The sequence below is a fragment of the Bradyrhizobium sp. CAR08 genome (assembly GCF_052871955.1).
Map to the genome: position 1 here is coordinate 1 of NZ_JBIXJX010000002.1, position 26,290 is coordinate 26,290.

Sequence of the window (26,290 nt, forward strand, 5' to 3'; positions counted from 1 at the left end):
AACACGCCACCGACCGCCGTCGCGGACACGGCGAACGCCACGGAGAAGGGCGGTATCAACAACGGCACGGCCGGCTCGCCCGGCACAGGCAATGTGCTGACCAACGATACCGATCCCGACGCTGGCGATACCAAGACGGTTACCGCGGTTAGTTTCGGCTCGACCTCCGGTACACTCGGTGCGGCCCTCAATGGCGCGCACGGCAACCTGGTCCTCAATGCCGCCGGTGCGTTCACGTATACCGTTAATGAAACCGATGCGGCTGTGCAGGCTTTGCGGCTTTCGACCACTACGCTGACCGATGCCTTCAACTACACGATGAACGACGCCGCCGGTGCGACATCGTCGAGCACGCTAACCGTCACCATTCATGGCGCCAACGACGCGCCAGTGCTGGCGAGCCAGACCGCCAACCAGACCGCGACGGTCGGCACGGCGTTCTCCCTGACGCTGCCTGCAGGCACCTTCACCGACGTCGATTCCGGAGATTCGCTCGCTTACTCAGCGACCGGACTGCCCTCCTGGCTGAGCTTCAATGCCTCGACCCGCACCTTCAGCGGTACACCGACATCCGCAAACGTGGGGACGGTCAGTATCAACACCACGGCGAGCGACCTCGGCAGTCTCGCTGCGAGCGAGACGTTCAATATTACCGTGACGACCACTGCAAACACGCCACCGACCGCCGTCGCGGACACGGCGAACGCCACGGAGAAGGGCGGTATCAACAACGGCACGGCCGGCTCGCCCGGCACAGGCAATGTGCTGACCAACGATACCGATCCCGACGCTGGCGATACCAAGACGGTTACCGCGGTTAGTTTCGGCTCGACCTCCGGTACACTCGGTGCGGCCCTCAATGGCGCGCACGGCAACCTGGTCCTCAATGCCGCCGGTGCGTTCACGTATACCGTTAATGAAACCGATGCGGCTGTGCAGGCTTTGCGGCTTTCGACCACTACGCTGACCGATGCCTTCAACTACACGATGAACGACGCCGCCGGTGCGACATCGTCGAGCACGCTAACCGTCACCATTCATGGCGCCAACGACGCGCCAGTGCTGGCGAGCCAGACCGCCAACCAGACCGCGACGGTCGGCACGGCGTTCTCCCTGACGCTGCCTGCAGGCACCTTCACCGACGTCGATTCCGGAGATTCGCTCGCTTACTCAGCGACCGGACTGCCCTCCTGGCTGAGCTTCAATGCCTCGACCCGCACCTTCAGCGGTACACCGACATCCGCAAACGTGGGGACGGTCAGTATCAACACCACGGCGAGCGACCTCGGCAGTCTCGCTGCGAGCGAGACGTTCAATATTACCGTGACGACCACTGCATCAACCGTCAGCTTGTTCTCGAGCTCGGATACGCCGTCAGTGCTGTCGAGTTCCGACACGTCACAGGTCAACCTTGGTGTGAAATTCACCTCGTCCGTTACAGGTACTATTACTGGGGTCAAGTACTACAAGGGTGCCAGTGATACGGGTACGCACTCCGGCTCATTGTGGAGCAGCACGGGTACGCTGCTGGCGACAGCCACGTTCAGTAACGAGACCAGCAGCGGCTGGCAAACCGTCACGTTCAGCAGTCCCGTGTCGATCACGGCCGGTACCACCTACGTCGCTAGTTTCCATAGCAACGGTCGCTACACCGCCACGCCCAGCTACTTCACCACTGCGCACAGCAATGGGCCGCTGACGGCTCCAGCGAGCGGCAATGGCGCTTACACGTATGGTAACGGAAATCTGTTTCCGACCAGCACCTTCAACGCCACGAACTACTGGGTCGACGTCGTGTTCAACGGCTCTGGCGGTGGTGCCAACCAATCGCCAGTCGCAAACAATGACAGCGGCTTCAATGCCAGCCAAAACACCCCACTTTCCATTGCAGGGACTGCATTGCTCGCCAACGACACAGATCCAAACGGCGACATCCTGACGATTACGGGCGTCAGCGGAGGCGTCAACGGCGCCGCCGGCTTCAACGTACAAAACAACACGGTGACGTTCACCCCGACCAACGGTTATACCGGACCGGCTTCATTCAACTACGCTATCTCGGATGGCCGTGGCGGTACGGCCAGCGCAATGGTAGGCGTCACGGTTCAGGCGGCATCGTCCAGCACCGTGAGCTTGTTCAGCTCGAATCCAACGCCGAGCATTGTCTCCGTCAATGATCCAAACTCGGTGGAACTTGGCATGAAATTCGTGGCTTCCACGGCAGGCGACATTGTCGGGTTGCGCTTCTACAAAGGATCGAACAATACAGGCACGCACGTCGCCGATCTCTGGAGCAGCGCTGGCACCTTACTGGCCACTGCTACCTTTACCAACGAGACAGCGAGCGGCTGGCAGCAGGTCAACTTCAGTGCGCCCGTGACGATAGCGGCGGGAACGACCTACATTGCTTCCTACCACACTGCGGGAAGCTACTCCGCAGATCCAAATCTCTTTGCTGGTTCGGTCACCAACGGGCCGTTGACCGCACCGTCGTCCGCGTCCAGCGGTGGCAATGGCGTGTACGCTTACGGGACCGGCAGCCTGTTCCCGACCAATACCTTCAATTCCACCAGCTATGCGGTCGACGTCATCTTCAGGCCGCAGCTCGCAGCATAGGAGCCATAGATGCACGCCGAGATTTATACCGATGGAGTGGACGAGATCACAATCGGTGGGTCGATCGTACGCGTCGATCTGATGAGTTTCTCGCCCACGGAGCGAGACGCCAATCACGCGCCCAAGAAGGCCTTCTGCCAGAGGCTGATCTTTTCGGTGGAGTCCTTCGCGAACTCGGTTGAAGTAATGCAGAACGCGCTGCAGGGCCTGATCGATGCTGGGGCGGTGCGGCGCGGCCAGCCGAGCACATCGGCGGAGCCTCCGCACAACATTGCGCCCGTGGAGCGCGGTCCCTCCGTGATGAACAGCGCACGGTCGCCGAATGTCTCAAGTAATTTCAGCTGAAAGCCCCGCCCCGGAGGCGGCGGTGGCGACTTCTTCCGAAGCGCCGCAGTCGGCTGCCTGGACCGCGCTGGAATGCCTTGCCAAAGTCGCTGCTCATCACGGCATCGACCTGCCCGTGGATCGCCTGCGCCACACCTATGCCGTTGACGGCAAGTGCTTTTCGACAGACCTGCTGCTGCGCATGGCACGCGAGGCTGGACTCCGGGTGAAAACTGCGCATCTCGATTGGGGTGCGCTGTGTCGTCTGGGAGAGGCATATCCGGCCATTGCTCGGCTTACAAATGAGAACTGGATTGTTATCCTTGGCGCCGGAGCGGAGGGTGCCGGTGCCGAGACCGTCGCGACGCTCGATCCACTTGCCGACCGTAAGAACGAGCCTCTGATCGTTGCGAAAGACCGCTTCTGCGCGTGCTGGACGGGAGAGGTCATCCTGTTGAAACGCGAACGTCTATCGTCAGACACAGGGAGGACGTTCGGACTGCGGTGGTTCGTACCGGAACTTCTCCGGCAATCGCGGCTATTCGGCAACGTGGCGGTTGCCGCGATCGTTCTCTACGCGCTGGGCCTCGTGCTTCCGATTTTCTTTCAGTTGGTCATAGACAAGGTTCTTGTGCACGAGAGCTTCACGACGCTCTACGTGCTCACGGCCGGCGCGGCCGCCGCGCTCGCGTTTGACGCAATATTTGGATTTCTGCGGCGTTACCTTTTGATTTACGCAACAAACAGGGTGGATATCCGGGTTGCGACGAAGACATTCGGTCATCTTCTCCGATTGCCCGTGACCTTCTTCGAACACATCTCTGCGGGCGTCCTGGTGAAACATATGCAGCAGGCTGCGCGAATCCGCGAATTTCTGACCGGGCGACTGTTCCTCACCACGCTGGATGCGCTGTCGCTATTCGTCTTCATCCCTGTTCTGGCGCTCTACAGTGCCAAACTGACCTGTGTGGTTCTGGCCTTCACCGTGGTTAGCGCGATCGTCGTCGCAGTGCTGATGGGGCCATTCCGACGGCGCCTCTATGATCTCTATCAAGCGGAAGGCGCACGGCAGGCGCTCCTAGTTGAAACTGTTCATGGCATGCGCACGGTGAAATCGCTGGCGATGGAGCCGCTGCAGAGCAGGGTGTGGGACGACCGCTGCGCGCAGTCGGTCACAATGCGATTCGGAGTCGAGAAAATTTCAGCGGGCGCCCAGGCGGTCACCGGATTTCTCGAGAAGATGATGACGATCGGGATCATCGCCCTGGGCGCACTTGACGTATTCGGAAGGGAAATGACGATCGGCGCGCTTGTCGCTTTCAATATGTTGGCGGGGCGGGTCTCGGGACCGCTGGTCCAGCTCGTGACTATGGTGCACGAATATCAGGAGGTCGCCCTCGCAGTTAAAATGCTTGGTGAGGTGATGAACCACAAAGCCGAGCGTGACGGCAAGAGAGACGGCTTGCGCCCCGACTTCGCCGGAAAGATAGAGTTCGAAAGTGTCTCGTTCCGTTATGGATCCGAAGGCGCTCCGGCGCTCGATCAAGTCTCCTTCTCCATTGCGCCTGGCTCCATCTTCGGGATCGTCGGCCGGAGCGGCTCCGGCAAGACGACGCTCACGAGACTGATCTCGGGAATGTATCCCGTGCAGCAGGGACTGGTCCGCATCGACGGATATGATGCCCGGGAGCTGGATCTAACCCATCTGCGCCGGAATCTTGGAGTGGTCCTGCAGGACACTTTCCTGTTTCGCGGAACCGTCCGCGAAAATATCGCCTGCGTAAAGCGGGATGCGACTTTCGAGGAGGTTGTGAGGGCAGCGCAGCTCGCGGGTGCGGACGAGTTTATCGAACGGCTACCCCGGGGGTTCGACACCATGCTCGAAGAGGAGGCGTCGAACCTCTCTGGAGGACAAAAGCAGCGGCTTGCCATCGCGAGGGCTCTCATTGCCAATCCGCGCATTCTGATTCTCGACGAAGCGACGAGCGCACTCGATCCCGAGAGCGAGATGATCATTAGGCGCAACCTGCGCCGCCTCGCTGCGGGAAGGACCGTTATCATCGTTTCGCACCGCCTCTCCATGTTGGCCGAAGCGGACCAGATCCTTTTGATCGACCGCGGTCGTATTGTCGACGTGGATCACCACGACCGGCTGCTTTCCAAATCCACTATCTACCGCCATCTCTGGAATCAGCAGACGAAGCAGTTCGCATGAGCAAGGTAGAACAACTGCGTGAGACATCGAGAGCGAATACGGTCCCGCGTAGGCGTCGAACCATGTTTCGCCCGGCCCCGCGGCGACCGCGCGTCGTTACAGAATTTCAGCCTGATGCAATCGAGGTTGAGCAGCGAATTCCGCCACGGCTAGCTCATGTGACGCTCTACCTTGTCGTTGCGCTGATCGCCGTCGCGGTTGCGTGGGCATCGGTATCGCAAGTGGACATGATCGTTACCGCACAGGGGAAGTTGATCACGACGCGTCCAAACCTTGTGGTGCAACCGCTGGAAACGTCGGTGATCCGCGAAATTCACGTCAAGCCTGGCGATCGAGTGAAGCGCGGCGACTTGCTGGCTACGCTCGATCCGACCTTTTCGCAAGCTGACGTCGACCAGTTGCGCATCCGAGTCGCCGCCTTCGAGGCGGCTATTGGCCGGCTCCGCGCCGAATTGGATCGAACCGAGTTCGTCGTCAGCAACGCCAGCAATAACGACGAGCAGCTCCAGCATAAGTTGTTTCTACAGAGAAGGACCGCCTACGACGCCCAGATCCGGAACTGCGAAGCGCAGATCGCTTCAGCTCAAGCCAACCTGAAAACAGCGCGTGACGAAGAAGCGGTCTTGGTTCAGCGACTGGAGACCATGCAGTCGATCGAGACGATGCGAAGCGCGTTGATGGCTAACCAAGTCGGTTCAAAACTGAACCTCTTGTTGTCGCGTGACGCGCGGCTGGAGGTTGAGAGCAATCTCGCGCGCGTCCGGGGCAATATCGAAGACAACCGGCATCGTCTGGATAAGGCCCTGGCTGATGAAAACGTGTTCGCTGAGGACTTTCGTCGTACCGTTTATCAAGATTTGGTCGAGGTCACCGGCAAGCGCGACGGTGCCCTTGAAGAACTGAAGAAGGCCGAGCTTCGCCGGCAACTGATCGTGCTGCAGGCTCCCGCAGATGCAGTTGTGCTCGAGATTGCCAACCGCACCGTTGGCTCCGTGGTCCGCGAGGCTGAAACGTTATTCGTGCTTGTTCGCCGGGACGGGCAGCTCCAGGCCGAAGTCAACGTGGAGGGGAGGGACATCGGCCAGGTCGCGGTAGGGCAGCCGGTGCGGGTAAAGTTCGAGGCATTTCCATTCCAGAAGTACGGGACAGCCGTGGGTGAGGTTCGGGTCATCAGTGAGGACTCGTTCTCACCGGACCCCAAGGCCGAAGGTGTGCGCCGCACGACAGCTCCCTATTATCGCGTACTGGTCGACTTGCAGGACGTGCACCTTCGGCTGCAGCTGGAACGCGTTCAGTTGATTCCCGGCATGGCGGTTACCGCCGAAATGCAGGTCGGGCAGCGCACTATCATCTCTTATTTCCTCTATCCCCTGCTTCGCGGGCTGGACGAAAGCATCCGCGAATACTGACTCGGCTTGGAATGTTTCATGAAGCTCAGTCCGGATCTTGATGTAGAGATGGACGCGCAATGTTCTCCGAATGTACTACCAATCGTGACCTGTGCTCTCCGCTGACGGGAGCGGTGCTGGCTGCCGACACACGGCCGCTGGCGCATATCCGGCATCTGGACTGGCGCGCCCAGCCAAATGATTCTTACCGCGCAGGGATGCGTTTCATACGCTCAATATCGTGCTCGGGATGTCGATCTCGCGGCAGCCCGACGGCCTCGATCTCCTGGAGAGGTCTCATCCTAAAGGTACGAAATTGTGCCGTTGGCTTGGCACGCTGGGGCCGATTAGTCGGAACTCGCCCACCATCGGGCTTTTGCAATCAGTTGTTGCAGGACTGAACATTCGGCCCCTCCCAGCGGGCTCGGGGCGATCATGCGAGCGGCCGCGCGAACGACGTCGTGGCGCAATGGGGTCGGACAGCAACATAGGTTTCTAATGTATCCAAAAATGCTATCATTTCAATTCTTTCAGACGCCAGAATTGGCGCCCATAAGCTGAAGGTAGTAAAGGTATGCGAGATGTAACTGAACGTCCGCTTCGAATTCTTGCTACGGTGACTTTTCATTTCCGGGAGTCACGGCTCCAGTATCTTTTTCAGGTCGTTCGAGCGCTTTGTGAATATCCTGTGGAAGTCCTGGATATTGTCATCACCACCAATGTCGACCGGGATGATGCGTTCAAACAGATTAGAGACGTTTGTGCACCGCTTTTCAGACCGTTTCCCGCGCGTCCAAACTCAAGCAAGAACCTTTCGATTGAAAGCTTTCCAACTCTTTCCGATCCCTGGCTCCTGCCTTGGGGCCACAAGCATCTTATCGCGGAGCAGTTTCTTAGAGCGAAAGTGAATTACACTCATTTCATATACGTCGAAGATGATGTGTTACTGTCCTTCGACAATCTCTGCTATTTCATCCATTATCGGGAAATACTCAACGAGAGAAGGTTGATACCCTCCTTTCAGCGCATCGAATACAATGACGCTGACAATCACCTGTATCTGGTCGATCAGGTCGGTGTGACTGATCTGAGCTTAAAAACCCGGGTGGATCTAGATGGGTATGCGTTCGTCAATCTGGATTATCCATTCAACGCGATGTTCATCTTGGACAGAGAGCTCGCGCTGGAGTACGTGGAAACACCCTCGTTTGACCGCCAGCGGAGCAAGCTTGTGCGACCAGAGTGGGATGTTGCTTGTCGCGCAGCAATGGGCTTGTGTTTCGAGAACCCGCCAGCAGGTTTCACTGCACGTTACGTATCGCCCATCGACCTAAGCACGCTGACGACACCATCTTGGTCCTGGGTCTACCACTTGCCTAACAACTACGCGAAGGACAGCAGTAAGCCTTTTGCCAAAACGCGAACAGATCAGCAATTCAGCTCGGAGGCAAACGTTGGCAGTTGGCGTCCGACTTCGAGGGTTGTTTCCAAGGCTATTGAGTATCTTGCGCTGATGCAGGGCAAAAAGCGTTACAACGGACCCGATTCATCATTGTGATCGGTAGTATCGGTAGCACTGACGCTTTGCTTCCCGTCAGCCCGCGATTTTCCACCGAACCTTCTGCTGTTTGAAATCGCCGTCGTTCAACTCACCGAGCAGGATATATTGCCGAGCCAGATAGTGCTGCAATAGGCCGAGGCTGAAAAAATTGAACGTTCTGGCCCTTCGTTCCATTCCGGAGATAAGGGCCTCTGAAACATTTAGGTTTGCATCGTTGAGGAGCTTGATGGCAGTGTTCTCTACGAAAAATTTAAGGTGAGTCCGATCCAAAATGCCCGCCTCCCGGTAATCGAAGCGGCGCTGGACCAGGAGCGGTATAGAAACACTAAAATGAGAAATATTGGGAACTGAAACGATCACCCGGCCTTTGGGATTCAGCAGCTTTGTTAGGTTTCGTAGGGTCTCGTCTGGATCGGGAAGATGTTCGAGAACATCAAGCAAAAGAATTAGGTCATAGGTTTTAAGCCGTATAATGATTTGGTCGACGGGACCAATAATGGCCAAATCAGCATTCACCTTCAATTCTTCTAGCATGGCTGGGTTTATCTCGACCGCAGTCGTTTCAGCCGTGGGATAGAGGCTTTTTAGCCATTTTAACGTGGCGCCGGCCCCGGCTCCCACTTCGAGTATACGGGTACATTGATCGGGCAGGAGCGGCTCGATTTCAAGTCGGGTCCAGTGGTGATAGTTCATTGTTTTGGTCACTCATTTCGAGACCGGCATTGGTGGAGTTCAATGATACTACAGGAGCATCGTCGTCACCGACGTTCGGAAAAAGCACCCTAGCATTGGTCCTCGAAGACAGCATACCCGTCCCGGAGAGCAGGGTTCTCATCTATCACACGATGCCGCCCATCGTTCTTCAGGCGCCTATATACTTCATGGATACGCACATTACTAACATCGTCGAGTAGCACGTACTTTGCCTTTCGTAGCAATTCGTGTAATGTCTCGTAAACACTCTCTCCCTGAGAGCGCACGGTGCCGTTAATCAGCAAGATATCAAATTGTACAATATTGTTGTCCTCCCTGATCCTCGTTATCGCTTTCTGAAACTGATCTCGCAGGTCGCCGGAATCAAGCGGTAATGGCCCATACCATTTTACAAGATCCTCTTCGGGTGCCTGGCCGTTAGCAGTAGCCTCATGGCGTCCACGCATTTTCAAGCATATCACGCGTGATTGTTCTTCTCGCTCACGGAACCCGGCTATAAGTGCTTGAGTTCCGCGCCATCGCTGATCCGCGCCGATAACCAGCGCCGTTGCGACTTTCTCCCCGCGGGCCAAGTCATAGATCTGCTTGTAAAATTCATCGTTTCTGCTGCTCGAAAGGTGATGCGGCATGAAGTATCCGTACTTTTCCTCAATCCTATAGATCCCGCGTTTTACCAGCTGCCTGAAGCTCGCCCGTAATTTGTCGGAGCGAAGCTTCCTCTTAAAGTGCCTTGTCGACCGTTGAGGTGTTGCTGGATGAGCGCCCCTGGCAAGTTCACTATTACTCTCGTTCTCATGGCGCACAGGGACTTGGCAGAGGTTCAGATTATTCAACATGCCAGCGTCGCGATACAAATTGTTTCTCAGCCGCTCGGCCAGTTCAGTTCGATTGCATGCTGCAAGCATGTCACACAGGTTCATGAACCACGCGTGCTCACTGCATTGAGGCAGTTGATGAATACTTCGTCGTTGTTTTGGCAGCCGGCTGTCTTCGCGAGGAAGTGAAGGGTCCCGATTAGCGAGAATCATCGTTGCGCGTCGTGCTCGATTCAATTCGTCGTGACTGAGCCAAGGAAATTGGCTGGCGGCTTCGATTGCCTCGCCTAAATCTCCGGTGCAGATGGTTGCGATGATAAAGTAAGCCCATTCAACGGGATCGGGATCTACCGCTTTGTACTCGGAAAGAGTGAATTGGATCGGCTCAGAAATCCAAGAGAGCGCCGCCTTCGCATTGCCCTTGCGTAGGTTGCATAGCGTAAGCCTCAACTTCGGCTCAGGCATCCATGGAATGTATTGTGCGCACCTCATATAAAGGCGTTCCGCGCCCTCGTAGTCGTGGTCGCGGAGTAGTGCGTCACCCTGTTGCAAGAGCTGCAGATGTAAACCACCGCACACAAAACCAGAAGCGTTGCCGCTAGACTGTGCATTCACAAGGCGAAGCGGCCCGAACGGGCCGGCCTGGACAATCTTCTGGTGGGATTGAACTACTTTGTTGAGTTCGTACCATTGAAGGATCTGGTCGCGTTGCCTTATCGTATGGAAGCGGTGGACAAACTCGAATCCTGCTTGAACGATGGCCTCAAGTGCATCCTGGTTGTCGAACAGAAAGGATAGTTTGTCCAACACGTCATGTTCGTCGGCCAATACGCAATTGACCATGTCTTTGAAGCCCGCAGCTTCGAGTGCCGAGGACGGCTCTGCTACCAAGCAGGAGTTACATGCGGGAATCTCAAAGTGCTTCCTCACGACTTCCTTTGCTAATGTTCCGCAAGATGGCACAAACAAAGATGCATTCAACATCCGAGCATAGGGCTCGCCGACCCTTATGGGCTGCTGCGTGTTCTTGGGCGCATAGCCGGGATGATTGCAGATCAAGGAGGGGTAGTGTTTCGAGAGTAGGCGGGTCATCCGCCGGCGCCAGGGATACAGCGCTGTGCTGTTGCCCGCAAAGAGGACGGGGATGCTCTTCCATTGACCATAGTCGTGGTAGATATCGGGATCGACGAAGTTGGGCCAAGTAAATAACGAATCCAAAATCGCCGGGGTGTTTTCGGCTGCTGCGGTCGCTATCGCAAAATAAGTCGAAATTCCCAATTGATCCATGTCGGACAAAAAGCCGGCGCGACCACAGCAGAACGCATCTGAGTTGAGAAGGCCGAGCTTCGGGATATGGGGATACGCGTGCGCGTGACTTATTCGTGGTTTATGGCAGGTAGGAAACGGAACACCGCTCTCAAAGAGGGTTAGATCGGGTTGATGAATATCGCAGGTCTGTTCGTAATCACAATCGTGATCGACGACCACGACGTTGAAGAACTGCGATAAGCACTTGACGTGTTCTCGTTTGTGCGCGAGCAGAAAAGCAGGCAGCCTGTCGTCATATTTGTGCTGAAAGAAGATCAGTGTAGGCTTTACACCAAACGTATCCATCTTGTCCTCAGTTTGGTCGTCTGTAGATGGTTGTTAGCTTCGCGTTTGTTAGCAGAGGAGAGGGCGGCTCTATCTTCAGACGGATCATTGCGAACTCAGTGCGTCGACTAGTGCGCGCTAGCGGCGGCGCTGAATCGCCAGGCCTCACGAAGTCGGCACGCATTTTGCCAAAACGCACAGATTGAGCGGAGTTCGATAACAACCCGCGGCCGGATACTAGGAATGGGCAGCGGGCATCGGCTTAACCACCCTTCTGAGAGCGTTCGCTACGTAGACAAGAGTCTCCTCGGTCATTTGCGCATAGAGTGGAAGCAGAATCGAATGATCCTGCGCCAGCTCCGACTGGGGCAACTTGTGATGCCGTTTTTCGAGGGCATAAGGGGCTTCGCGGTGTGCGCACATAATTCCACGGCGTGTCGCAATGCCGTGGTCAAGAAGGGTCTGCATTACCTCTCTTTGGTCCAGCCTGTCCGACAGACGCACACAGTAGCTCTGCCAGTTGGATCTGGCCCACTCGGCTTCCAGCGGCAGATGCAGCCCCTCAAGTGTCCCAAGTAACTCGTTGTATCCGACAGCGACCGCTCGACGTCGCGCCACGAGGTCCGGAAGCCGCTCGAGCTGCTTGCGCCCGATTGCGGCCTGCATATCCGTCATTCGGTAATTGTAGCCGAGAACGACGTACTCCTCGAAGATCACGGACGAGGAGTTGTGACGTACCGTGTCCGGAACGCTCATACCGTGCTGGCGTAGCAGCCTAAACTTGCGATCAAGCTCGGCGTCAGCGGTGGTGAGCATTCCACCCTCGCCTGTCGTGATTACCTTTCGCGGATGAAAGGAAAAGCAGGCAATGTCTCCATGCGGCTTGCCGATCGGCTCCCATTCGCCGTTCATCCGGATCTGCGATCCGGCGGCACAGGCCGCGTCCTCAATCACCGCGATGCCGTGGCGTCGCGCCACCGCGATGAGCGCTGCCATATCACACGGCATGCCCATCTGATGGACCGCGATGATCGCACGCGTGCGCTCGGTGATGGCTTCGGCCAGCCGAGCGCAATCCAAATTGTAGGTCTCCGGGTCGATATCGACGAAAACCGGAGTGGCGCCCTGGTATCGGATGACGTTCGCCGTCGCAATGAAGGAGTGGCTAACCGTGATCACCTCGTCGCCGGTGCCGATACCCAACGCTGCCAAAGCAAGCTGAAGTGCGGTCGTACAATTGGCGACGGCACAGGCGTGCGGCGCGCCAACAAGTGCGGCGAACTCACCCTCAAACGCGGCCACCTCCGGGCCTTGCGACACCCAGCCCGACAGCACGACCGCGCGCGCAGCATCGGCTTCTTCATCCGCAAGCAGCGGCGCCGCGATCGGAATCACGATGCCGCCGCCTGCCGCTGGGAGCCGGAACCAAGTTCGCGTTCGGATCGCCACCATTTCACGAGCTCGGCGAGCCCTTGTTCCAGCGAAACCGTGGTGCGGAACCCCAGCAAACGCTCTGCTTTGCCGGTTGATGCCAGCCGTCGAGGCACCGGATTAACGGAGCGTTCCGGCGCGAATTCGGGTGCCAGGCCGCGGCGTCCCATCACGGAGGCAAGCACCGTAGCCAGCCCCGTCAGGCTGGTTTCCGTGCCGCTCCCGACGTTGAACACCTCATCAGTGATCTTTGCCCTGGCCGCAAGGATATTGGCACGCGCGATGTCGCGGACGTGGACGAAATCCATGGTTTGATGACCGTCACCAAAAATGATCGGAGGTAATCCGGCTTCCAGCCGCTCCATCCAGCGGATCAAGACCTCAGTATACCGGCCGTGGATGTCCATCCGCCCGCCGTAGACGTTGAAATATCGAAGTGCGACGTAGTCGATCCCGTACGCATCGTTGAAGGTACGCAGCAAAGCCTCATTAAAGGCCTTAGCGGCTCCATAGAGAGTTCGGTTGTTGTACGCATTCTGGCGCTCGGTGGTGGGAAATTCCTCTGCCATGCCGTATACGGATGCCGACGACGCCGCGATGATCTTCTCAACATCGTGCTTGATGCACAACTCCAGCAGGTCGTAGGTGGCGTCCACCATGACCTCCTTGGCAAGGCGTGGTTCGGCCGCACAATGAGTGATTCGGAGCGCCGCCTGGTGAAATACAATATCAGCAGCCTTGAGCAACGCTTCCATCAGCTTGCGATCGCGTATGTCGCCATGAACCACTCTCACCGGGCCACGTCCGAGCGCGCGCCCGAGATTTTCCGGCCGGCCTCTTATCATGTTGTCGATGGCAACGATCTCGATGCAGCCCTCATCGCAGAGCAGATCAATGATGTGGGAGCCGATGAAACCTGCGCCGCCGGTGACCAGAACGCGTTTTCCCTTGAGATCAATCAAGACGCTCTCCTGTTGTGGGACCTTGTCACGAGACTCTCTGGATGCTCTGCTCGGTCGCTTGTCACTTCGCTGGGCCGCAGTGCCGCGTTCCTGAGTGTGGAGGCAACCTCGACCACCTGTTCCGGCAGCAACTCTGGATAAATGGGAAGAGAGAGGAAATCGTTCGCCAACATCTCGGTGACGGGAAGATCACCGGCACGATAACCGAGTTCTGCATAGGCAGTCTGCAGATGCACCGGAACGGGATAGTGGATCCCGGCGCCGATACCGGCTTCACGCAATAGCGTCAGCGCTTCGTCGCGCCACGGCAACCTGACCGCATAGACGTGATACACGTGACGGGCGTACGGGGGCGGCTGGGGACGCGGGCATAAAAGATCAGACAGCAGTGCATTGTATCGCTCAGCGAGCGAACGACGAGCTTCCGTCCAGCGCTCAATGTAGTTCAGCTTGACGTTCAGTATCGCGCTCTGAATTTCGTCCATGCGATAGTTGTATCCGGGAATGACGTGATTGTATTTCGTCTCCTGTCCCCAATCCCGCAGCAATGACACGCGGCGTGCCAATTCAGCCCGATCGGTTACGACGGCCCCGCCCTCGCCAAAGGCTCCAAGATTCTTGCCGGGGTAAAAGCTGAAGCATCCCAGATCGCCAATCGAGCCCGCGCGACGTCCGCGGTATTCCGCGCCATGCGCCTGCGCGGCGTCCTCGATGACTACCAGACCGTGACGACGCGCGATCTCCATAATGGAGTCCATGTCGGCCATCTGCCCGTGGAGATGAACCGGCAGGATCGCCTTCGTTCGCGGTGTTATCGCAGCCTCGATCGAACCGGGATGCATCGTCCATGTTACCGGGTCAACGTCGACAAACACCGGCCTGGCTCCGCTGTAGAGGATCGCTGCGGTTGTCGCGACGAAGGTCATGGACACCGTGATGACTTCGTCACCGGTTCCGACGCCCGCCGCCAGCAAGGCAAGATGAAGTGCCGAGGTTCCGCTGTTCACCGCGCGGCAATGGGCGGTCCGGCAATATTCCGCGAAGCGACCCTCAAAGGCAGTGACCTCTGGGCCGAGCACAAAGTGCCCGCTGCCGACGACTCTCGCGACCGCGGCGTCGATTTCCGGCTTGATCTGGCTATATTGGGCTTTCAGATCCAGGAAGGGTATCAAGATTCAAGTCCTCTATTGGACCAACATTATAATACATTTAACCCGCATTATTGTATTTAATCAATCATTAAATCTTACCGTTTATGTGGGAATTTAAAATGGTTTACGAAGCGCCTCTGCTGAGCCGCGATCGCCCAAGACCGCCGTTTCAGCCGCAGACAATACCCGAGCGGGCACTCCCGCGACGACAGCCCCAGGCGGAACGTCTCTCGTCACCACCGCACCCGCACCTATGGAGGCCCCCTCTCCAATCGTCACTCCGCACAGAATCGTGGAGTTCGAGCCGATCGAAGCTCCCCTACCGACGCGAGTGCGCTGCAGCGTCCAGTCCGACGCTTGCTGAGGACGACCATCCGCCGTCGTTGCCTTCGGGTGTTTGTCGTTCGTGAACATTACGCCATGACCGACGAACACTTCATCCTCGATCGTGACTCCCTCGCAGATGAAGCTGTGCGACGATATCTTGCAACGTGCACCTATCTTTGCCCCCGCCTGGATCTCCACGAAGGTTCCTATCTTGCTCTCGTCACCGACGACGCAACCATACAGGTTGACTAGATCAGGATGAAAGATCGTGACGTCTTTGCCGAGCTTTACGTCGCTTGTGATGGGCATCTCCGCCTCCAAAAATCGCCAGAATGCCTTATAGGGCCGAACGTGACGGCCTCAGTTTGGGTGCAACACGGGCGAGACCAGCTGCGGCGATATGGAGATGATGCAGTAGCGGGTGGCCGGTCATCAGCAGCCCTAGCCACCAGCAAAGCGCCGCAACGCCCAAGCCCGAGGCCAAACCTCCGAGCGATGTCAACATTCCCGCTTCCGTCAGCGCCGCGCAGCCGGATGTGCCGAAAGCGGTTACCACCGTGACGATACCGCTCTTCATCAACGTGCGAGTAATATCTGTCGGCTTGAGGCCTAGATGCCGCCCGATAAAATAGATCGCCACGGCCGCCTGGAAGGGCAACGTCAAAACCGCGGAGGCGGCGACAGCCTGCACACCGAAGAAGGATGCGGCAAAAATTACAAGCAGCGACGGAGGTAGCGAGATGAAAGAAGAGACCAAAGCGTCCCGCACGCTTCCAACCGCTACAAGCATGGGATAACTCAAGCATGCTGCAAAAAGCGCCGTGTTGGCGATGCAGAGCAGGCGCACGAGAGGCACGACCTCTAGCCACGTCTCGCCGAGCCAGATCGCGATGATCGGTCGGGCCATAATGGCCACGAATATCAGGAACGGCCAATGCGCGGCGGAAAGTAGCTCGATTGCCTCAAGATAAACGGCCTTCAGGTCGTCCCCCGCTTGGCGCCTGGCGACAATCACCGGCATGATTACAGGGTTCAATACCTGCGTAACGAGCTTGTCGAACGTTTGCGTCAGGTTGATCGCTCGGCTGTACAGTCCGACGGACATAAAGTCCATAATTCTTGCAAGGAACAGCTGGGGCGCCAGATTGTAGAATACGTTGATGACGCTGACCCCGCTCGAATAGAGGCCAAAGCTGACGATGTCGCGGCATTCGTGGAGCGAGGGACGCAGTGCGCCGAAGTCTCGATGACTGGCGAGCAGCGCCAGAGTCAGACTCACGCTTCCCGCCAGGGCCCCCCATACTGGGGCCATATAGCTAAATCCCGCGATCGCAAGTCCGATTGAGACCAGAGCAACCGCCACACTTGCTGCGAAGTTGCAAAGGGCCAACGTACCGAATTGCATGTCTCGACGCAGCAAGGCAGAAATTGTCCCGGAAAATGGTGCCAGAAGAAAATTCAGCGCTGAAACCTCGATGCCCCTCTTGAGGCTTTCCTCGGCAAAAAGATCTGAGAGCGCACGCGCAAGAACAAAAAGAAGAAGCGCAATCGCAATCGAGATTCCAAGCGCGACGGTGAAAGCCGAGCGAACATTGGCGGGAGACAATTCACGCTTCTGAATCAGGTAGTTTCCGCCCCCGAACTCCTGAAAGGATGCGCCAATCACCGCGGTAACGGCATTGACGACCGCATAGACACCGAATTCCGCCGGCGATAGCAGTCGAGAGAGGACCGCTGTCGCAACCATGAAAAGCACTAGGCTGCCATAGCGGTCGATTGCCGAAAACAAGATCGAACGTTGTATCGAGTTCATAGCGAGACCGTCGCGCTGTTCGCGCATTGCATGTCGCCCGCCATTGATTCAGGCCGTCGCGCGTTCCGGGACCCTGCGCTGCTCCCGTTTCAGGAGGACCGGTTTGCCCTGCTCGGCAATCGAGCGGGACGCGGCCTCCAGGACCTCGATCACCCGCAGTCCCGACATACCGCTCGAAATCGGTCGCGTGCCGCTACGCACGCAATCAATGAAGTGCTCGACCTCGACTTGGAGCGCTTCCTTGGGGGAGACGTGAGGCGCCCACATATCGCCAGCCCGGTAACCGATCCGGAATTGGTGGGCTTTGTCGGAAGGGCTATCCAGGGTGATACCCTTGTCATATATCTTGATCTTTTCGGTCGGTTCAAGATCGTCATAGACGATCATCTTCTTGCTGCCGCCAATGAAGGTCTGGCGGACCTTGATTGGCGAGAGCCAGTTGACGCTGATATGGGCCACGCATGCGCTATCGAAAAACAATGTGATGTGGGCCATGTTTTCCGGCGAGCCGGCCACATGACATGACCCTGTCGCCGAAACTGCAACAGGCTCTTCAGCCAAGATGTAGTGGATGATCGAGATGTCGTGCACCGCCAAGTCCCAGATCACATTGACATCGCTTTGGAACAGGCCAAGGCTCGAGCGTGTGCTGTCGTAGTAATAGACGTTGCCAAGCTCCTTCTTGAGTAAGAGCTCGCGGATCTTCTGCACGGCCGGAGTGTAGAGAAAGGTGTGATCGACCATCAGCGTCAGACCGCGACGGGCCGCCTCGTCTATCAGGCCCCGGGCCTGATCCGAACTTTGCGCAAACGGCTTCTCCACCAGGATGTGCTTGCCTGCCTTGAGGGCCGAAAGGGCAAGTTCATAGTGAGTATGCACCGGCGTTGCGATTGCGACTGCATCGACAGATGGGTTCTCGAGTAGATCGTGATAAGAGGATGTCGTTGCGATTCCTGGATAAAGGCGGTTGCTGGCCGCGAGCTTCTTCGGGTCGAGGTCACTCACGCCAACCAGGCGTACGGAGGGGTGAGCGGCGAAGTTGCGTACGAGGTTTGGTCCCCAGTAACCATATCCAATAACGCCAACGCCGACGGATCTATCTGACATCTTTAGCACCATTTCTCTCTATGCTGGCAACGTCTCATCGAGCCCGGCCGAAGTCAGGGATCGAACTTGATGATTATGAGACGGCGAATGGGGGAGGGTCGCTTGTCGCGTTGGACCGAACTCGCCGACCGCAGCTTTGCATGCGCGCGCGGCTGGGTCGCTCAGAGGAACGACGATCGGTCGTCCGCCTATTGATAGAGCATCCAAATCGCAAAAAGTGCAGGTATCCATAGGCACTTCCTGTAGCTCGTCAAAATCGACATCATTTAATTGTACTGCGACCCAAGTACGAAAGCTACATTTAAATGATTTTATTTTTTGAGCGATATAATGCCGCTTTGGTTAATCCTCCGTCTATTTCACGTTATGCCAAGCGGCAGGCTTTCAGGGATTTCGTCGGTTAACCCGAATCTCGTGGACGTGATTGCCGTAAGGCTGCCGGAGTCTTGCGTCCCGGGCTCCAGGACCGCGACCGGCTAAGGGTGACTATTAACATGTGCGCGTATGGCCATTTTTATGATTGATTTAAAGCCGCGGTCGATTTAAATAATACCAGTTGGCGGCTGCACGTGCACTCATGGAGTTATCCCGTCGCGCCGGTTCTCAGGGCCGAGCGAGGGGAAGGCGCCATGAGGTTAGCTGAACCTATCGCAGCCTCGAAAAGTCCGAGACCTGATCCATTCCGACCGGGCCATCAATGATTTCGATTGTCGTCCCCGCCCACAACGAGAGTTCTGTAATTGCACGGACGTTGAGCCAATGGGTCAGCACCCCGGCTTCGGACGAGATCGGCGTCGTCGTTGTTTGTAACGGGTGTACAGACGACACTGCGAATGTCGCTCGGTGCTTCGGGTCGACTGTCCATGTTATCGAAACGGATATCGCAGGGAAAACGGACGCCCTAAACGTCGGCGATCAAATCTCGGCCGCGTTTCCGCGGATTTATGCTGATGCCGATATCGTTATTACAGCCGACGCCATTCGAGCTTTGGCAAAGCGCCTTGAGCAGGGCGATGTTTTGGCGGTAGCACCCACGGCCGATATCAACCTGGCGGGCTGTTCCTTGTTGGTCCGCAAATACTACGCAATTCGATTGCTGCTGCCTTCCTCGCGCGAGGGAATCGGCGGTTCCGGCGTCTACGCCTTATCTGAGGCGGGGCGCAGGCGGTTCGGCCAGTTTCCAGACGTCATTGCTGATGACATCTATGTTCGCCTTCATTTTAAAGCGGAAGAACGCGAGACGCTCACTTCCGTCAAAGCGATGGTGTTTCCCGCGCGCACAATCCCGAAGCTTATCTCTGTCAGAAGTCGCGCCTATGCGGGGATTTTTGAAATCGCTCGTCGCTTTCCCGACCTTTCCGTGAACAGGAGCGAAACCAACGATCGAACGCTCATGCAATTATTTAGGGACTTTCGCCTGTGGCCGGGATTATTGATCTATTGCTATGTCAATATTCTTGCTCGATTTAGAGCGGTAATTCTTTCTGGTGTCAAAGGTGCCGTGTGGCAACGAGATGACACTTCACGTCGGACGTTACCCGCCGGTTCGCACTCATGACTCCTGTGCTTAAATCGATGCGGTGAGGCATCCTTCCGACAGGGGCCACCTTGTCGCTCTTTGTACATCAGTCGATTGCTGTGTCCGTAAGGGAATAAAATGACTCAGAGCCACGTCGCCGGCAACCAGGTAGCGCGGCGGATTGCTTTCGCCACGATCGGCGATTCGCGCGACGTTAAGTTTTGGTCCGGCACTCCGTTTCACATGTCGAAATCGCTAGCAGATGAAGGTCATGAGGTGGTCCATATCGGTCCCCTAAACGCACCGATTCTGCCTCTATACAAGGCGTATTCCAGAGTTCGCCGTGTTTTTCGCAGTCGCGGCCTTTCTCCATTCCATGCGGGGTCAGTAGTCGCTCAGTATGCAGCTGACTCAGAGCGCAAGATCCGCGCGGCCGCGCCCGATGTCGTCTTCGCGCCCGCCGGATCCACTTTTGCTTGGAGCGTGCCCGAGGGCATTCCGCTCGTCTATGCTTCCGACGCGACCTTTCGGCTCGTTGAGAACTACCATCCGAACTATCGAAACTTGTCGCGCGCTGCCAGGGACATCGCTGAACGCTTGGAACGCAACACGATCGCGCGCGCTAATCTGCTCCTCTACCCGTCGGAATGGGCAGCCCAATCCGCCATTAGGGATTACGGTGCCGACCGTGCCCGTGTGCATGTCATTCCGTGGGGGGCCAACCTTGATGAAACGCCGTATCGCGCCTCCGTGCTTGCAGGCCGCAAACCTGGTCCCTGTCGGCTCCTCTTCATAGGTGCCAACTGGGTGGAGAAGGGCGCGGACATCGCGGTCCGAACCCTCGCTGAGTTGAGAAACAGGGGCGTAGAGGCGGAACTCGTGATTTGCGGATGTACTCCGCGTAAACCGCTCACTCGAGATGGTTTGACGATCATCCCCTATCTCGACAAGAATGATCGCGAACAGCGCAAACGACTGGATCAACTCTATCGCGACGCGGATTTCTTTCTGCTGCCAACCCGGGCAGATTGCTACGGCATCGTGTTCTGTGAAGCTGCAGCCCATGCGGTACCGAGCATTGCGCCGGCCACTGGTGGCGTCCCCTGCGCTATCCGCGACGGCGAGACCGGCATCTTGTTGCCGCCGAATGCCACGAAGACGGACTATGCGACGGTCATCTTCGAGATTTTTGCGAACCCGGACCGGCTGGCGCGCCTGAGACGATCGAGCCGTGACGCCTTCGAGGCTCGACTGAACTGGCAGACCTGGGGACGGCGAGTCTCAGATCTGATGCGAACTCTATGATTGTTCTGAACTATCACGAATTGGTGGAAGCCTCGCCTTCGAATGCGTGGTGCCTGACCCAAGACGCATTCGACGCGCATCTTGCACTTTGCGGGGACAGACTGATCTCGCCTCAGAGTTTTCTGGAGCATTGCACCGGTCCCAAAGCCAGCGCCACCGGCGCGGTCCTCCTCACTTTCGACGATGGATTTCTTTCGGACTACACACTTGCCTATGCTCGCTACTTGAAGACCGGTCGAATTCCGGGCTTCGTGTCCTTTATTCCAGTGGATTTTGTAGGGACACGGGGGCGTATGAGCTGGGAGATGATTCAGGAGCTTGGCAGGGCTGGTATCGCGATTGGCTCACATGGCATGGGGCACGTCGATTTGACCATTGTTTCGGATGTCGAACTCGAGCGCGAGCTTGTGGTTTCGAAGTCAATGCTGGAGGATCGCCTCGGGCAAGAGGTCACTCTTTTTGCGTTTCCATACGGGCGCTTTTCCCGACGGGTTTGGGAGGCGGCTTTGGGGGCTGGCTATACGCACCTCTTTACAATCCAGCTTGGGTATCATCGCGGATTCGAATCCTTTCTCTATTCCCGCCTTTGTCTGACGAACAACATGGATGCGGAGTACATGCGACGGCACTTGCTTGATCCGGCTGCGATGCGTGGCATTGCCTGGAGGGTCAGCACAAAGCTGGGAATCTATCGCCGATTGATGCGCTGGCGCTATCGATAGCGTGATACTGGTAGACACTTGATAGACGAGTGTTCTCAGTGTCGGTACCAGTCAAAATGTCGTCACGGTGTAATCCGAACGTGGGACCCGCGGCAGCAGATGTTGACGTTGCCGGTTGGAGGCTCGGAAGCTCCTTGCTATCTTTTGACATTTTGGCGGGGAAGCCGATCGTTTTCAAACCTGAAACCGCGGGACCATTAGCTTGGCGAGAATCGGGACGCGGAATCGTGATCGTTTCGCGCCGGAGAGGCTCTGTTGAAAACAGCGTCGTAGGCCGCCATCAAGTTTGGTTCTTCATGCTCCCAGGACAGCTCGTCGCGTACACGATTGCGTCCGTACAAGCCCATATCGCGCCGCCGCAATGGGTCATTGATGAGTTCGAGGATCTTGTCACCGAAATCAGTCGTGTCGGTGTTGCGCGCGTAGAGAGAAGCGGACAGTGCGGATACCCGTCCCTCGGCTAGGTCGAACTGCACGATCGGCTTGCCGAGCGCCATGTACTCCATGACCTTGTTCATGGTCGACATGTCGTTCATCGCGTTGGGGCGATCTGGATTGACGCAGACATCTGCAGTCGAGAGTACCTTGAAAAGCGTCGTGTCGTCGATCCTGCCGGTGAAGGTGACAAATTCCGAAAGTTGCATCCGCGCACAGGTCTCTTTGAGCTTGTCCAGGCTTGGTCCCGCGCCCATGATGACGAACTGGATATCGTTGCGTCGGCATGCGGATGTGATGTGCCGAACCGCCTCTAGCAGGAGGTCAATGCCTTCCTGCTCTCCGATCACACCGACATAGGCGACCAGATGCGACCGGCCATTGCGCCACGTGTTGTCAGGAGCGAGCTCACGCACGCGCGCGAGGTTTGGCCCGGAGCGGACAACAAATACGCGATCGGGCTTCATCCCTCCGCGCTGGATGGCGACGTCGGCGTAAGACTTGTTGGTGGCGATTGATACGTCAGCCACGCTGAAAGTCATTCGCTCGAGAAGGACAAGCGCCTTCCAGACCAGTCCGCGACGTCCAAATTTCGCCTCGAATAGCTCGGGATTCAAATCGTGATGATCAAACACGAACTTCTTGCCGAATACGTACTTGTAGAACGCCCCAACCAGAAAAATGAGATCCGGCGGATTGCAGGCGTGAATCACGTCAAAACCTCGCCGCCAAAACACCTTGAGCGAATAGGCGAATTCCCACCATAGCGCGCTGCTGTATTCGGCGATGTAGCCAAGCTTGCCATTGGCTTCGATTGGCTGCGGATGGCGATAAACTTCGATGCCGTCAATCGATTCGAACGGAGCTTCTGCGAACGGACCGCGGGGACAGATCACCGTCACTTCGTATCCGGCTCTCTGCAATGATTGCGCCTCCGCCCAGACTCGGCGATCGAACGGAACGGGGAGATTTTCAACAATGATCAAGATTTTTCGGGGGCGCATGCTGCGCGTGGCGTCAACTACCGATGTCAACGGCATGATCGCCATCCCCGCGACTTACCAACATATACCGCGATAGTCGCTTCCCGTCTGCCTTTCCGGCGCGATGCGTACGAGATCGATGATAATTTTATCATGCCCCTTCAAAATCGATGAGTTCTTTAGGAACTCCTTGCGGTTTCCCACAACGAGGACCTCGGCAAAGGAGGCGAGATCGCTCATTTTTTCTCGAAGCAAACAGGCAATGTGCGGCAGGCGACTCGTCAGGTGATCCCTGTTGACCCCCGTGAGTCGGGATAGGCGAACGTTCGAATCATAGATCGCGAGCTGATAACCGCGACCAATCAATCTTTCGGCAATCTCGAGCATCGGACTGTAGCGCAGATCGTCGGTGTCCGGCTTGAAGCTCAGTCCGATGAGTCCAACACGCCGCTTCCCGGTCGCAGTAATAAGTCGGAAGGCGCTTTGAATTTGGTTCTCATTCGCCTGCAACACGGCATCTAGCAATGGCGTGTCGATATCGGCATTTCTTCCGGCGTAGCGCAAAGCGCTGATGTCCTTTGGCAAGCAGGACCCGCCAAATGCAAACCCTGGTTTGAGGTATGCCGGGGAGATATTCAGCTTCTTGTCAGCGACCAGGACGTTCATGACTTGGTGGCTGTCGACTCCCATGGCCTTGCAAAGCAATCCCATTTCATTCGCGAAGCTGATTTTCGTCGCATGCCAGGCGTTGTTTGCATATTTGACGGCCTCTGCACCGCGAATTGAAAGGATGCAAGGCTTTGCCGAAAAGTGTGCGTGAAGTTTCAGGAGCCGCCGTAGCGTTAAAGGATCGTTGTCTACGCCGATTACAATAGTTCCTGGATCATCGTGGTCGGCGATAGCCGTTCCTTCTCGCAGGAATTCGGGAAGATAGGCGACCCCGAAATCTTGACAGGCTCTTTTGCCAGACGTCCGCTCCAGAATAGGTATGACGATATTCTCCATCGTGCCTGGCAGCATCGTTGAGCGCATTACAACGGAATGAAAGTTAGTAGTATTGCGGATACTTTCTCCGATCTCCTGCGCTACCCGGCTCACGAATGATGTTTCCAGGGAGCCGTTATCCTGCGAGGGTGTTCCGACACAGACCAATGAAATGTCCGTCGACGAGACGGCGGCCAAAGAATCGGTGGTTGCCTTCAGGCGACCGGCGCGGACTACAGAGCGGATACGTTCGGCGAGCTTCGGCTCGACGATAGGCGGCAGCCCGCGGTTCAGAAGATTGACCTTGTCTTGATTGACATCGACCGCCACCACGTCGTGTCCGTCTCGTGCGAGACAGGCGGCAGAAACTATGCCGACATAACCTATCCCGAAGACACTAATCCTGAACTTGCCAGCGGCGTCCAGGCGAGCCTCTCCCTTCTTTGCTAAAGTGGGGTTGTTCCACGCCTCGCGGGACCGACTGTCAACGTACGTGTCCATGGATGATCTCTCGAAATTTAAATGCGAGACGTTGGATTAATTGATGGTTATTATATTTGACATAATTAGAATATCAATAGTAATTGAATGATGAATTTAAATGCGGGTGGCTTCCTGGGCAGCTAGAAGCCCGGTGTCGGCCTTTGGCGATGGCTCCGGGGCGCTTGACCCCGGGCTTCGCTGGAACTGGCAGTTCTGCGGTTGGCTCCCAAAAGTTGTTTTAATCAGTGCGTCAGGGTCGATTATGGTTAATTAAAACACATGGGCGGGTAGGGCTCTTGTCTCCCGGGGTGTTCCCTATTAATAATAAAATTAAATGTGGCGATGCTCTGGGCGTCACATCTTTACCTTGCGGTATCGCGCCTCCTGCCTAGCGGATGGATCGGATGGAACGCCTTGCAACGAGTGAGTCGCGTGATGTTATGGACTCGCTGGCTTTCGCGGGCGGGCAAGCCGCGGCGGCGCGGCCGAGGCGGATCCCCAAGATCTCCCCACTCATTCCTATCTTCGTTTTCGCCTTGGCTATGCCGATGCATTTCTATCTCGGCCCGACACGCTTGTCGCCCTACCGGCTGGTGCTGGTACTGACCTTCATTCCGTGTTTGATGGCGTGGTTATCTGGTTCGGTCGGGCGCATACGGCTGCCGGATATCTGGATGCTTTTGGCGGCGATATGGGGTGCGGTTATATTGGTGAGCGTGCACGGCATTGACCAAGGTCTGCAATCTGGAGGGATATTCGTCATAGAGACATTAGGAACATTCCTTTTTGCAAGGCGATTCATTCGGGATGTCTTCGCGTTCCAGCGCATGGTGGGTTCTTTGGTGCTTATGGTTCTTATTCTTCTGCCATTCGCCCTCTATGAGAATGTCACCGGCTCGCCGATCTTGATTGAATTGTTCGGCAAGGTGTTTTCCGTTTACGGTATCGCTGGCAGTGAACCAAGGTTCGGGCTTAGACGAGCTCAGGGCCCGTTCGAACACTTCATTTTATTTGGTGTCGTTTGCTCAAGTGTATTCGCCTTGAGCTTTTATGTATTTGGCCTCGCGCGCCGGGGAGGACGATTAGCAACGGGTTTGGTGGCAATAGCGGTATTCTCCTCCCTTTCCGCCGGTGCTCTTCTATCCGTTGCCGTTCAGGCCATCTTGATCGTTTGGGACAAGATCACAGCTAGCGTGGCGCGACGTTGGGGAATATTGGGCACGCTTGTAATTGCTGCCTATTTTGTCGTGGATTTGAACTCGAATCGCAGCCCTTTCACTATCTTTATTTCGTACCTGACCTTTAACGCGGACAATTCCTACATGCGTGTGCATATCTGGAACTACGCGACGCGATCAGTGATGGAGCACCCGATCTTTGGAATTGGCTTCGGTGATTGGGAACGTCCCGAGTGGCTGGGCGGCAGCATAGATAATTTCTGGTTGGTCACTGCCGTGCGCTACGGTATCCCCGGCCTTTTGTTCCTCGCTGGCGGATTTCTTTCGGTTTGCTTTGGACTGGGACGGATCAGAAATCTGTCATTCCAGGCGGCGCAATGCCGAAAGGGTCTCATTATCGCCCTTTGTGGACTAGCCCTCGCCAGTTGCACCGTCCACTTGTGGGATGCTCCTTATGTCCTGCTCATTTTCCTGCTCGGTAGCGGCATGTGGATGTTTGAGCAGGGTAACTGGGACCCTCCCGCCCAGTCCGCCGCTCACAACGCTCACTCACTTTCATCGCACGGCTTGTGGCGAGGATCGGAAGCGCCTCGCAATGAACCGCACGGTCCGGCCGGCTGGCGTGGTTGCGTGACTACGAATCGACGTCGCTCATAAGGAACAC

19 protein-coding genes are annotated in these 26,290 nt (G+C 56.6%); 9 read left to right on the top strand and 10 right to left on the bottom strand.

Annotated features, from left to right (window positions below; translation table 11 throughout):
• From ACIPUD_RS03670 to ACIPUD_RS03690, 5 genes are all read left to right on the top strand, one after another.
• Positions 1-2,616 (top strand): DUF4082 domain-containing protein (locus ACIPUD_RS03670; protein WP_446480142.1); only part of this gene is annotated, 2,616 nt, incomplete at its 5' end.
• A gap of 9 nt (positions 2,617-2,625) precedes the next feature.
• Complete coding sequence (locus ACIPUD_RS03675; RefSeq protein WP_247821499.1) at positions 2,626-2,961, top strand: hypothetical protein; 336 nt, start codon at positions 2,626-2,628, stop codon at positions 2,959-2,961.
• Complete coding sequence (locus ACIPUD_RS03680) at positions 2,939-5,155, top strand: peptidase domain-containing ABC transporter (RefSeq protein ID WP_446480143.1); 2,217 nt, start codon at positions 2,939-2,941, stop codon at positions 5,153-5,155. The genes ACIPUD_RS03675 and ACIPUD_RS03680 overlap by 23 nt, the downstream gene beginning before the upstream one ends.
• Positions 5,156-5,217: 62 nt before the next feature.
• Positions 5,218-6,564 carry an HlyD family type I secretion periplasmic adaptor subunit gene (locus ACIPUD_RS03685; RefSeq protein ID WP_446480144.1) on the top strand — a complete coding sequence of 449 codons (1,347 nt, stop codon included), beginning with the start codon at positions 5,218-5,220 and terminating at the stop codon, positions 6,562-6,564.
• A gap of 667 nt (positions 6,565-7,231) precedes the next feature.
• Complete coding sequence (locus ACIPUD_RS03690) at positions 7,232-8,101, top strand: hypothetical protein (RefSeq protein WP_446480145.1); 870 nt, start codon at positions 7,232-7,234, stop codon at positions 8,099-8,101.
• 36 nt (positions 8,102-8,137) lie between these two features.
• Here the strand turns inward: ACIPUD_RS03690 and ACIPUD_RS03695 are convergent, their stop codons facing one another.
• From ACIPUD_RS03695 to ACIPUD_RS03730, 8 genes are all read right to left on the bottom strand, one after another.
• The gene (locus ACIPUD_RS03695; protein WP_247821503.1) at positions 8,138-8,797 is read right to left on the bottom strand and encodes a class I SAM-dependent methyltransferase; all 660 of its coding nucleotides are present in this window, start codon (positions 8,795-8,797) and stop codon (positions 8,138-8,140) included.
• Positions 8,798-8,886: 89 nt separating this feature from the next.
• A complete protein-coding gene (locus ACIPUD_RS03700; protein WP_446480146.1) occupies positions 8,887-11,247 on the bottom strand; it encodes a glycosyltransferase family protein in 2,361 nt (786 codons plus the stop codon).
• 216 nt (positions 11,248-11,463) lie between these two features.
• Positions 11,464-12,678, bottom strand: coding sequence for a DegT/DnrJ/EryC1/StrS family aminotransferase (locus ACIPUD_RS03705; protein ID WP_446480147.1), 1,215 nt, complete (start codon positions 12,676-12,678; stop codon positions 11,464-11,466).
• The gene (locus ACIPUD_RS03710) at positions 12,618-13,619 is read right to left on the bottom strand and encodes an NAD-dependent epimerase/dehydratase family protein (RefSeq protein ID WP_446480148.1); all 1,002 of its coding nucleotides are present in this window, start codon (positions 13,617-13,619) and stop codon (positions 12,618-12,620) included. Before ACIPUD_RS03710 ends, ACIPUD_RS03705 begins: the two co-directional genes overlap by 61 nt.
• On the bottom strand, positions 13,616-14,791 hold the full coding sequence (locus ACIPUD_RS03715) for a DegT/DnrJ/EryC1/StrS family aminotransferase (RefSeq protein WP_247411031.1): 1,176 nt from the start codon (positions 14,789-14,791) through the stop codon (positions 13,616-13,618). The genes ACIPUD_RS03710 and ACIPUD_RS03715 overlap by 4 nt, the downstream gene beginning before the upstream one ends.
• A 93-nt stretch (positions 14,792-14,884) precedes the next feature.
• A complete protein-coding gene (locus ACIPUD_RS03720) occupies positions 14,885-15,406 on the bottom strand; it encodes an acyltransferase (protein ID WP_446480149.1) in 522 nt (173 codons plus the stop codon).
• 28 nt (positions 15,407-15,434) lie between these two features.
• Complete coding sequence (locus ACIPUD_RS03725; protein WP_446480150.1) at positions 15,435-16,937, bottom strand: oligosaccharide flippase family protein; 1,503 nt, start codon at positions 16,935-16,937, stop codon at positions 15,435-15,437.
• Positions 16,938-16,958: 21 nt separating this feature from the next.
• Entirely contained in the window at positions 16,959-18,017 is a 1,059-nt protein-coding gene (locus ACIPUD_RS03730) for a Gfo/Idh/MocA family protein (RefSeq protein WP_247821508.1), read from the bottom strand.
• A 697-nt stretch (positions 18,018-18,714) separates the two neighbouring features.
• On the opposite strand from ACIPUD_RS03730, the gene ACIPUD_RS03735 reads away from it, so the two are divergent.
• From ACIPUD_RS03735 to ACIPUD_RS03745, 3 genes are all read left to right on the top strand, one after another.
• The gene (locus ACIPUD_RS03735; protein ID WP_446480151.1) at positions 18,715-19,575 is read left to right on the top strand and encodes a glycosyltransferase family 2 protein; all 861 of its coding nucleotides are present in this window, start codon (positions 18,715-18,717) and stop codon (positions 19,573-19,575) included.
• A gap of 99 nt (positions 19,576-19,674) precedes the next feature.
• Entirely contained in the window at positions 19,675-20,841 is a 1,167-nt protein-coding gene (locus tag ACIPUD_RS03740) for a glycosyltransferase family 4 protein (protein WP_247821510.1), read from the top strand.
• Positions 20,838-21,563 (top strand): polysaccharide deacetylase family protein, encoded by a 726-nt coding sequence (locus ACIPUD_RS03745; protein ID WP_247821511.1) that lies wholly within the window; start codon positions 20,838-20,840, stop codon positions 21,561-21,563. The genes ACIPUD_RS03740 and ACIPUD_RS03745 overlap by 4 nt, the downstream gene beginning before the upstream one ends.
• A 197-nt stretch (positions 21,564-21,760) precedes the next feature.
• Here the strand turns inward: ACIPUD_RS03745 and ACIPUD_RS03750 are convergent, their stop codons facing one another.
• Together ACIPUD_RS03750 and ACIPUD_RS03755 are read right to left on the bottom strand one after the other, a co-directional pair.
• Positions 21,761-23,038, bottom strand: coding sequence for a glycosyltransferase family 4 protein (locus ACIPUD_RS03750; RefSeq protein ID WP_446480152.1), 1,278 nt, complete (start codon positions 23,036-23,038; stop codon positions 21,761-21,763).
• An 18-nt stretch (positions 23,039-23,056) separates the two neighbouring features.
• Complete coding sequence (locus ACIPUD_RS03755; RefSeq protein WP_446480153.1) at positions 23,057-24,466, bottom strand: nucleotide sugar dehydrogenase; 1,410 nt, start codon at positions 24,464-24,466, stop codon at positions 23,057-23,059.
• Positions 24,467-24,852: 386 nt separating this feature from the next.
• Between ACIPUD_RS03755 and ACIPUD_RS03760 the strand changes: the two genes are divergently transcribed.
• Positions 24,853-26,283 (top strand): O-antigen ligase family protein, encoded by a 1,431-nt coding sequence (locus ACIPUD_RS03760; RefSeq protein ID WP_247821514.1) that lies wholly within the window; start codon positions 24,853-24,855, stop codon positions 26,281-26,283.
• Positions 26,284-26,290: the final 7 nt, after the last annotated feature.

Bases quoted from the DNA above. Each gene is read 5' to 3' on its own strand.
- ACIPUD_RS03675 (WP_247821499.1), top strand. From the start codon at position 2,626: ATGCACGCCGAGATTTATACCGATGGAGTGGACGAGATCACAATCGGT.
- ACIPUD_RS03680 (WP_446480143.1), top strand. From the start codon at position 2,939: ATGTCTCAAGTAATTTCAGCTGAAAGCCCCGCCCCGGAGGCGGCGGTG.
- ACIPUD_RS03685 (WP_446480144.1), top strand. From the start codon at position 5,218: ATGTTTCGCCCGGCCCCGCGGCGACCGCGCGTCGTTACAGAATTTCAG.
- ACIPUD_RS03695 (WP_247821503.1), bottom strand. From the start codon at position 8,797: ATGAACTATCACCACTGGACCCGACTTGAAATCGAGCCGCTCCTGCCC.
- ACIPUD_RS03700 (WP_446480146.1), bottom strand. From the start codon at position 11,247: ATGGATACGTTTGGTGTAAAGCCTACACTGATCTTCTTTCAGCACAAA.
- ACIPUD_RS03705 (WP_446480147.1), bottom strand. From the start codon at position 12,678: ATGGTGGCGATCCGAACGCGAACTTGGTTCCGGCTCCCAGCGGCAGGC.
- ACIPUD_RS03720 (WP_446480149.1), bottom strand. From the start codon at position 15,406: ATGCCCATCACAAGCGACGTAAAGCTCGGCAAAGACGTCACGATCTTT.
- ACIPUD_RS03725 (WP_446480150.1), bottom strand. From the start codon at position 16,937: ATGCGCGAACAGCGCGACGGTCTCGCTATGAACTCGATACAACGTTCG.
- ACIPUD_RS03730 (WP_247821508.1), bottom strand. From the start codon at position 18,017: ATGTCAGATAGATCCGTCGGCGTTGGCGTTATTGGATATGGTTACTGG.
- ACIPUD_RS03735 (WP_446480151.1), top strand. From the start codon at position 18,715: ATGATTTCGATTGTCGTCCCCGCCCACAACGAGAGTTCTGTAATTGCA.
- ACIPUD_RS03740 (WP_247821510.1), top strand. From the start codon at position 19,675: ATGACTCAGAGCCACGTCGCCGGCAACCAGGTAGCGCGGCGGATTGCT.
- ACIPUD_RS03745 (WP_247821511.1), top strand. From the start codon at position 20,838: ATGATTGTTCTGAACTATCACGAATTGGTGGAAGCCTCGCCTTCGAAT.
- ACIPUD_RS03750 (WP_446480152.1), bottom strand. From the start codon at position 23,038: ATGCCGTTGACATCGGTAGTTGACGCCACGCGCAGCATGCGCCCCCGA.
- ACIPUD_RS03755 (WP_446480153.1), bottom strand. From the start codon at position 24,466: ATGGACACGTACGTTGACAGTCGGTCCCGCGAGGCGTGGAACAACCCC.
- ACIPUD_RS03760 (WP_247821514.1), top strand. From the start codon at position 24,853: ATGGAACGCCTTGCAACGAGTGAGTCGCGTGATGTTATGGACTCGCTG.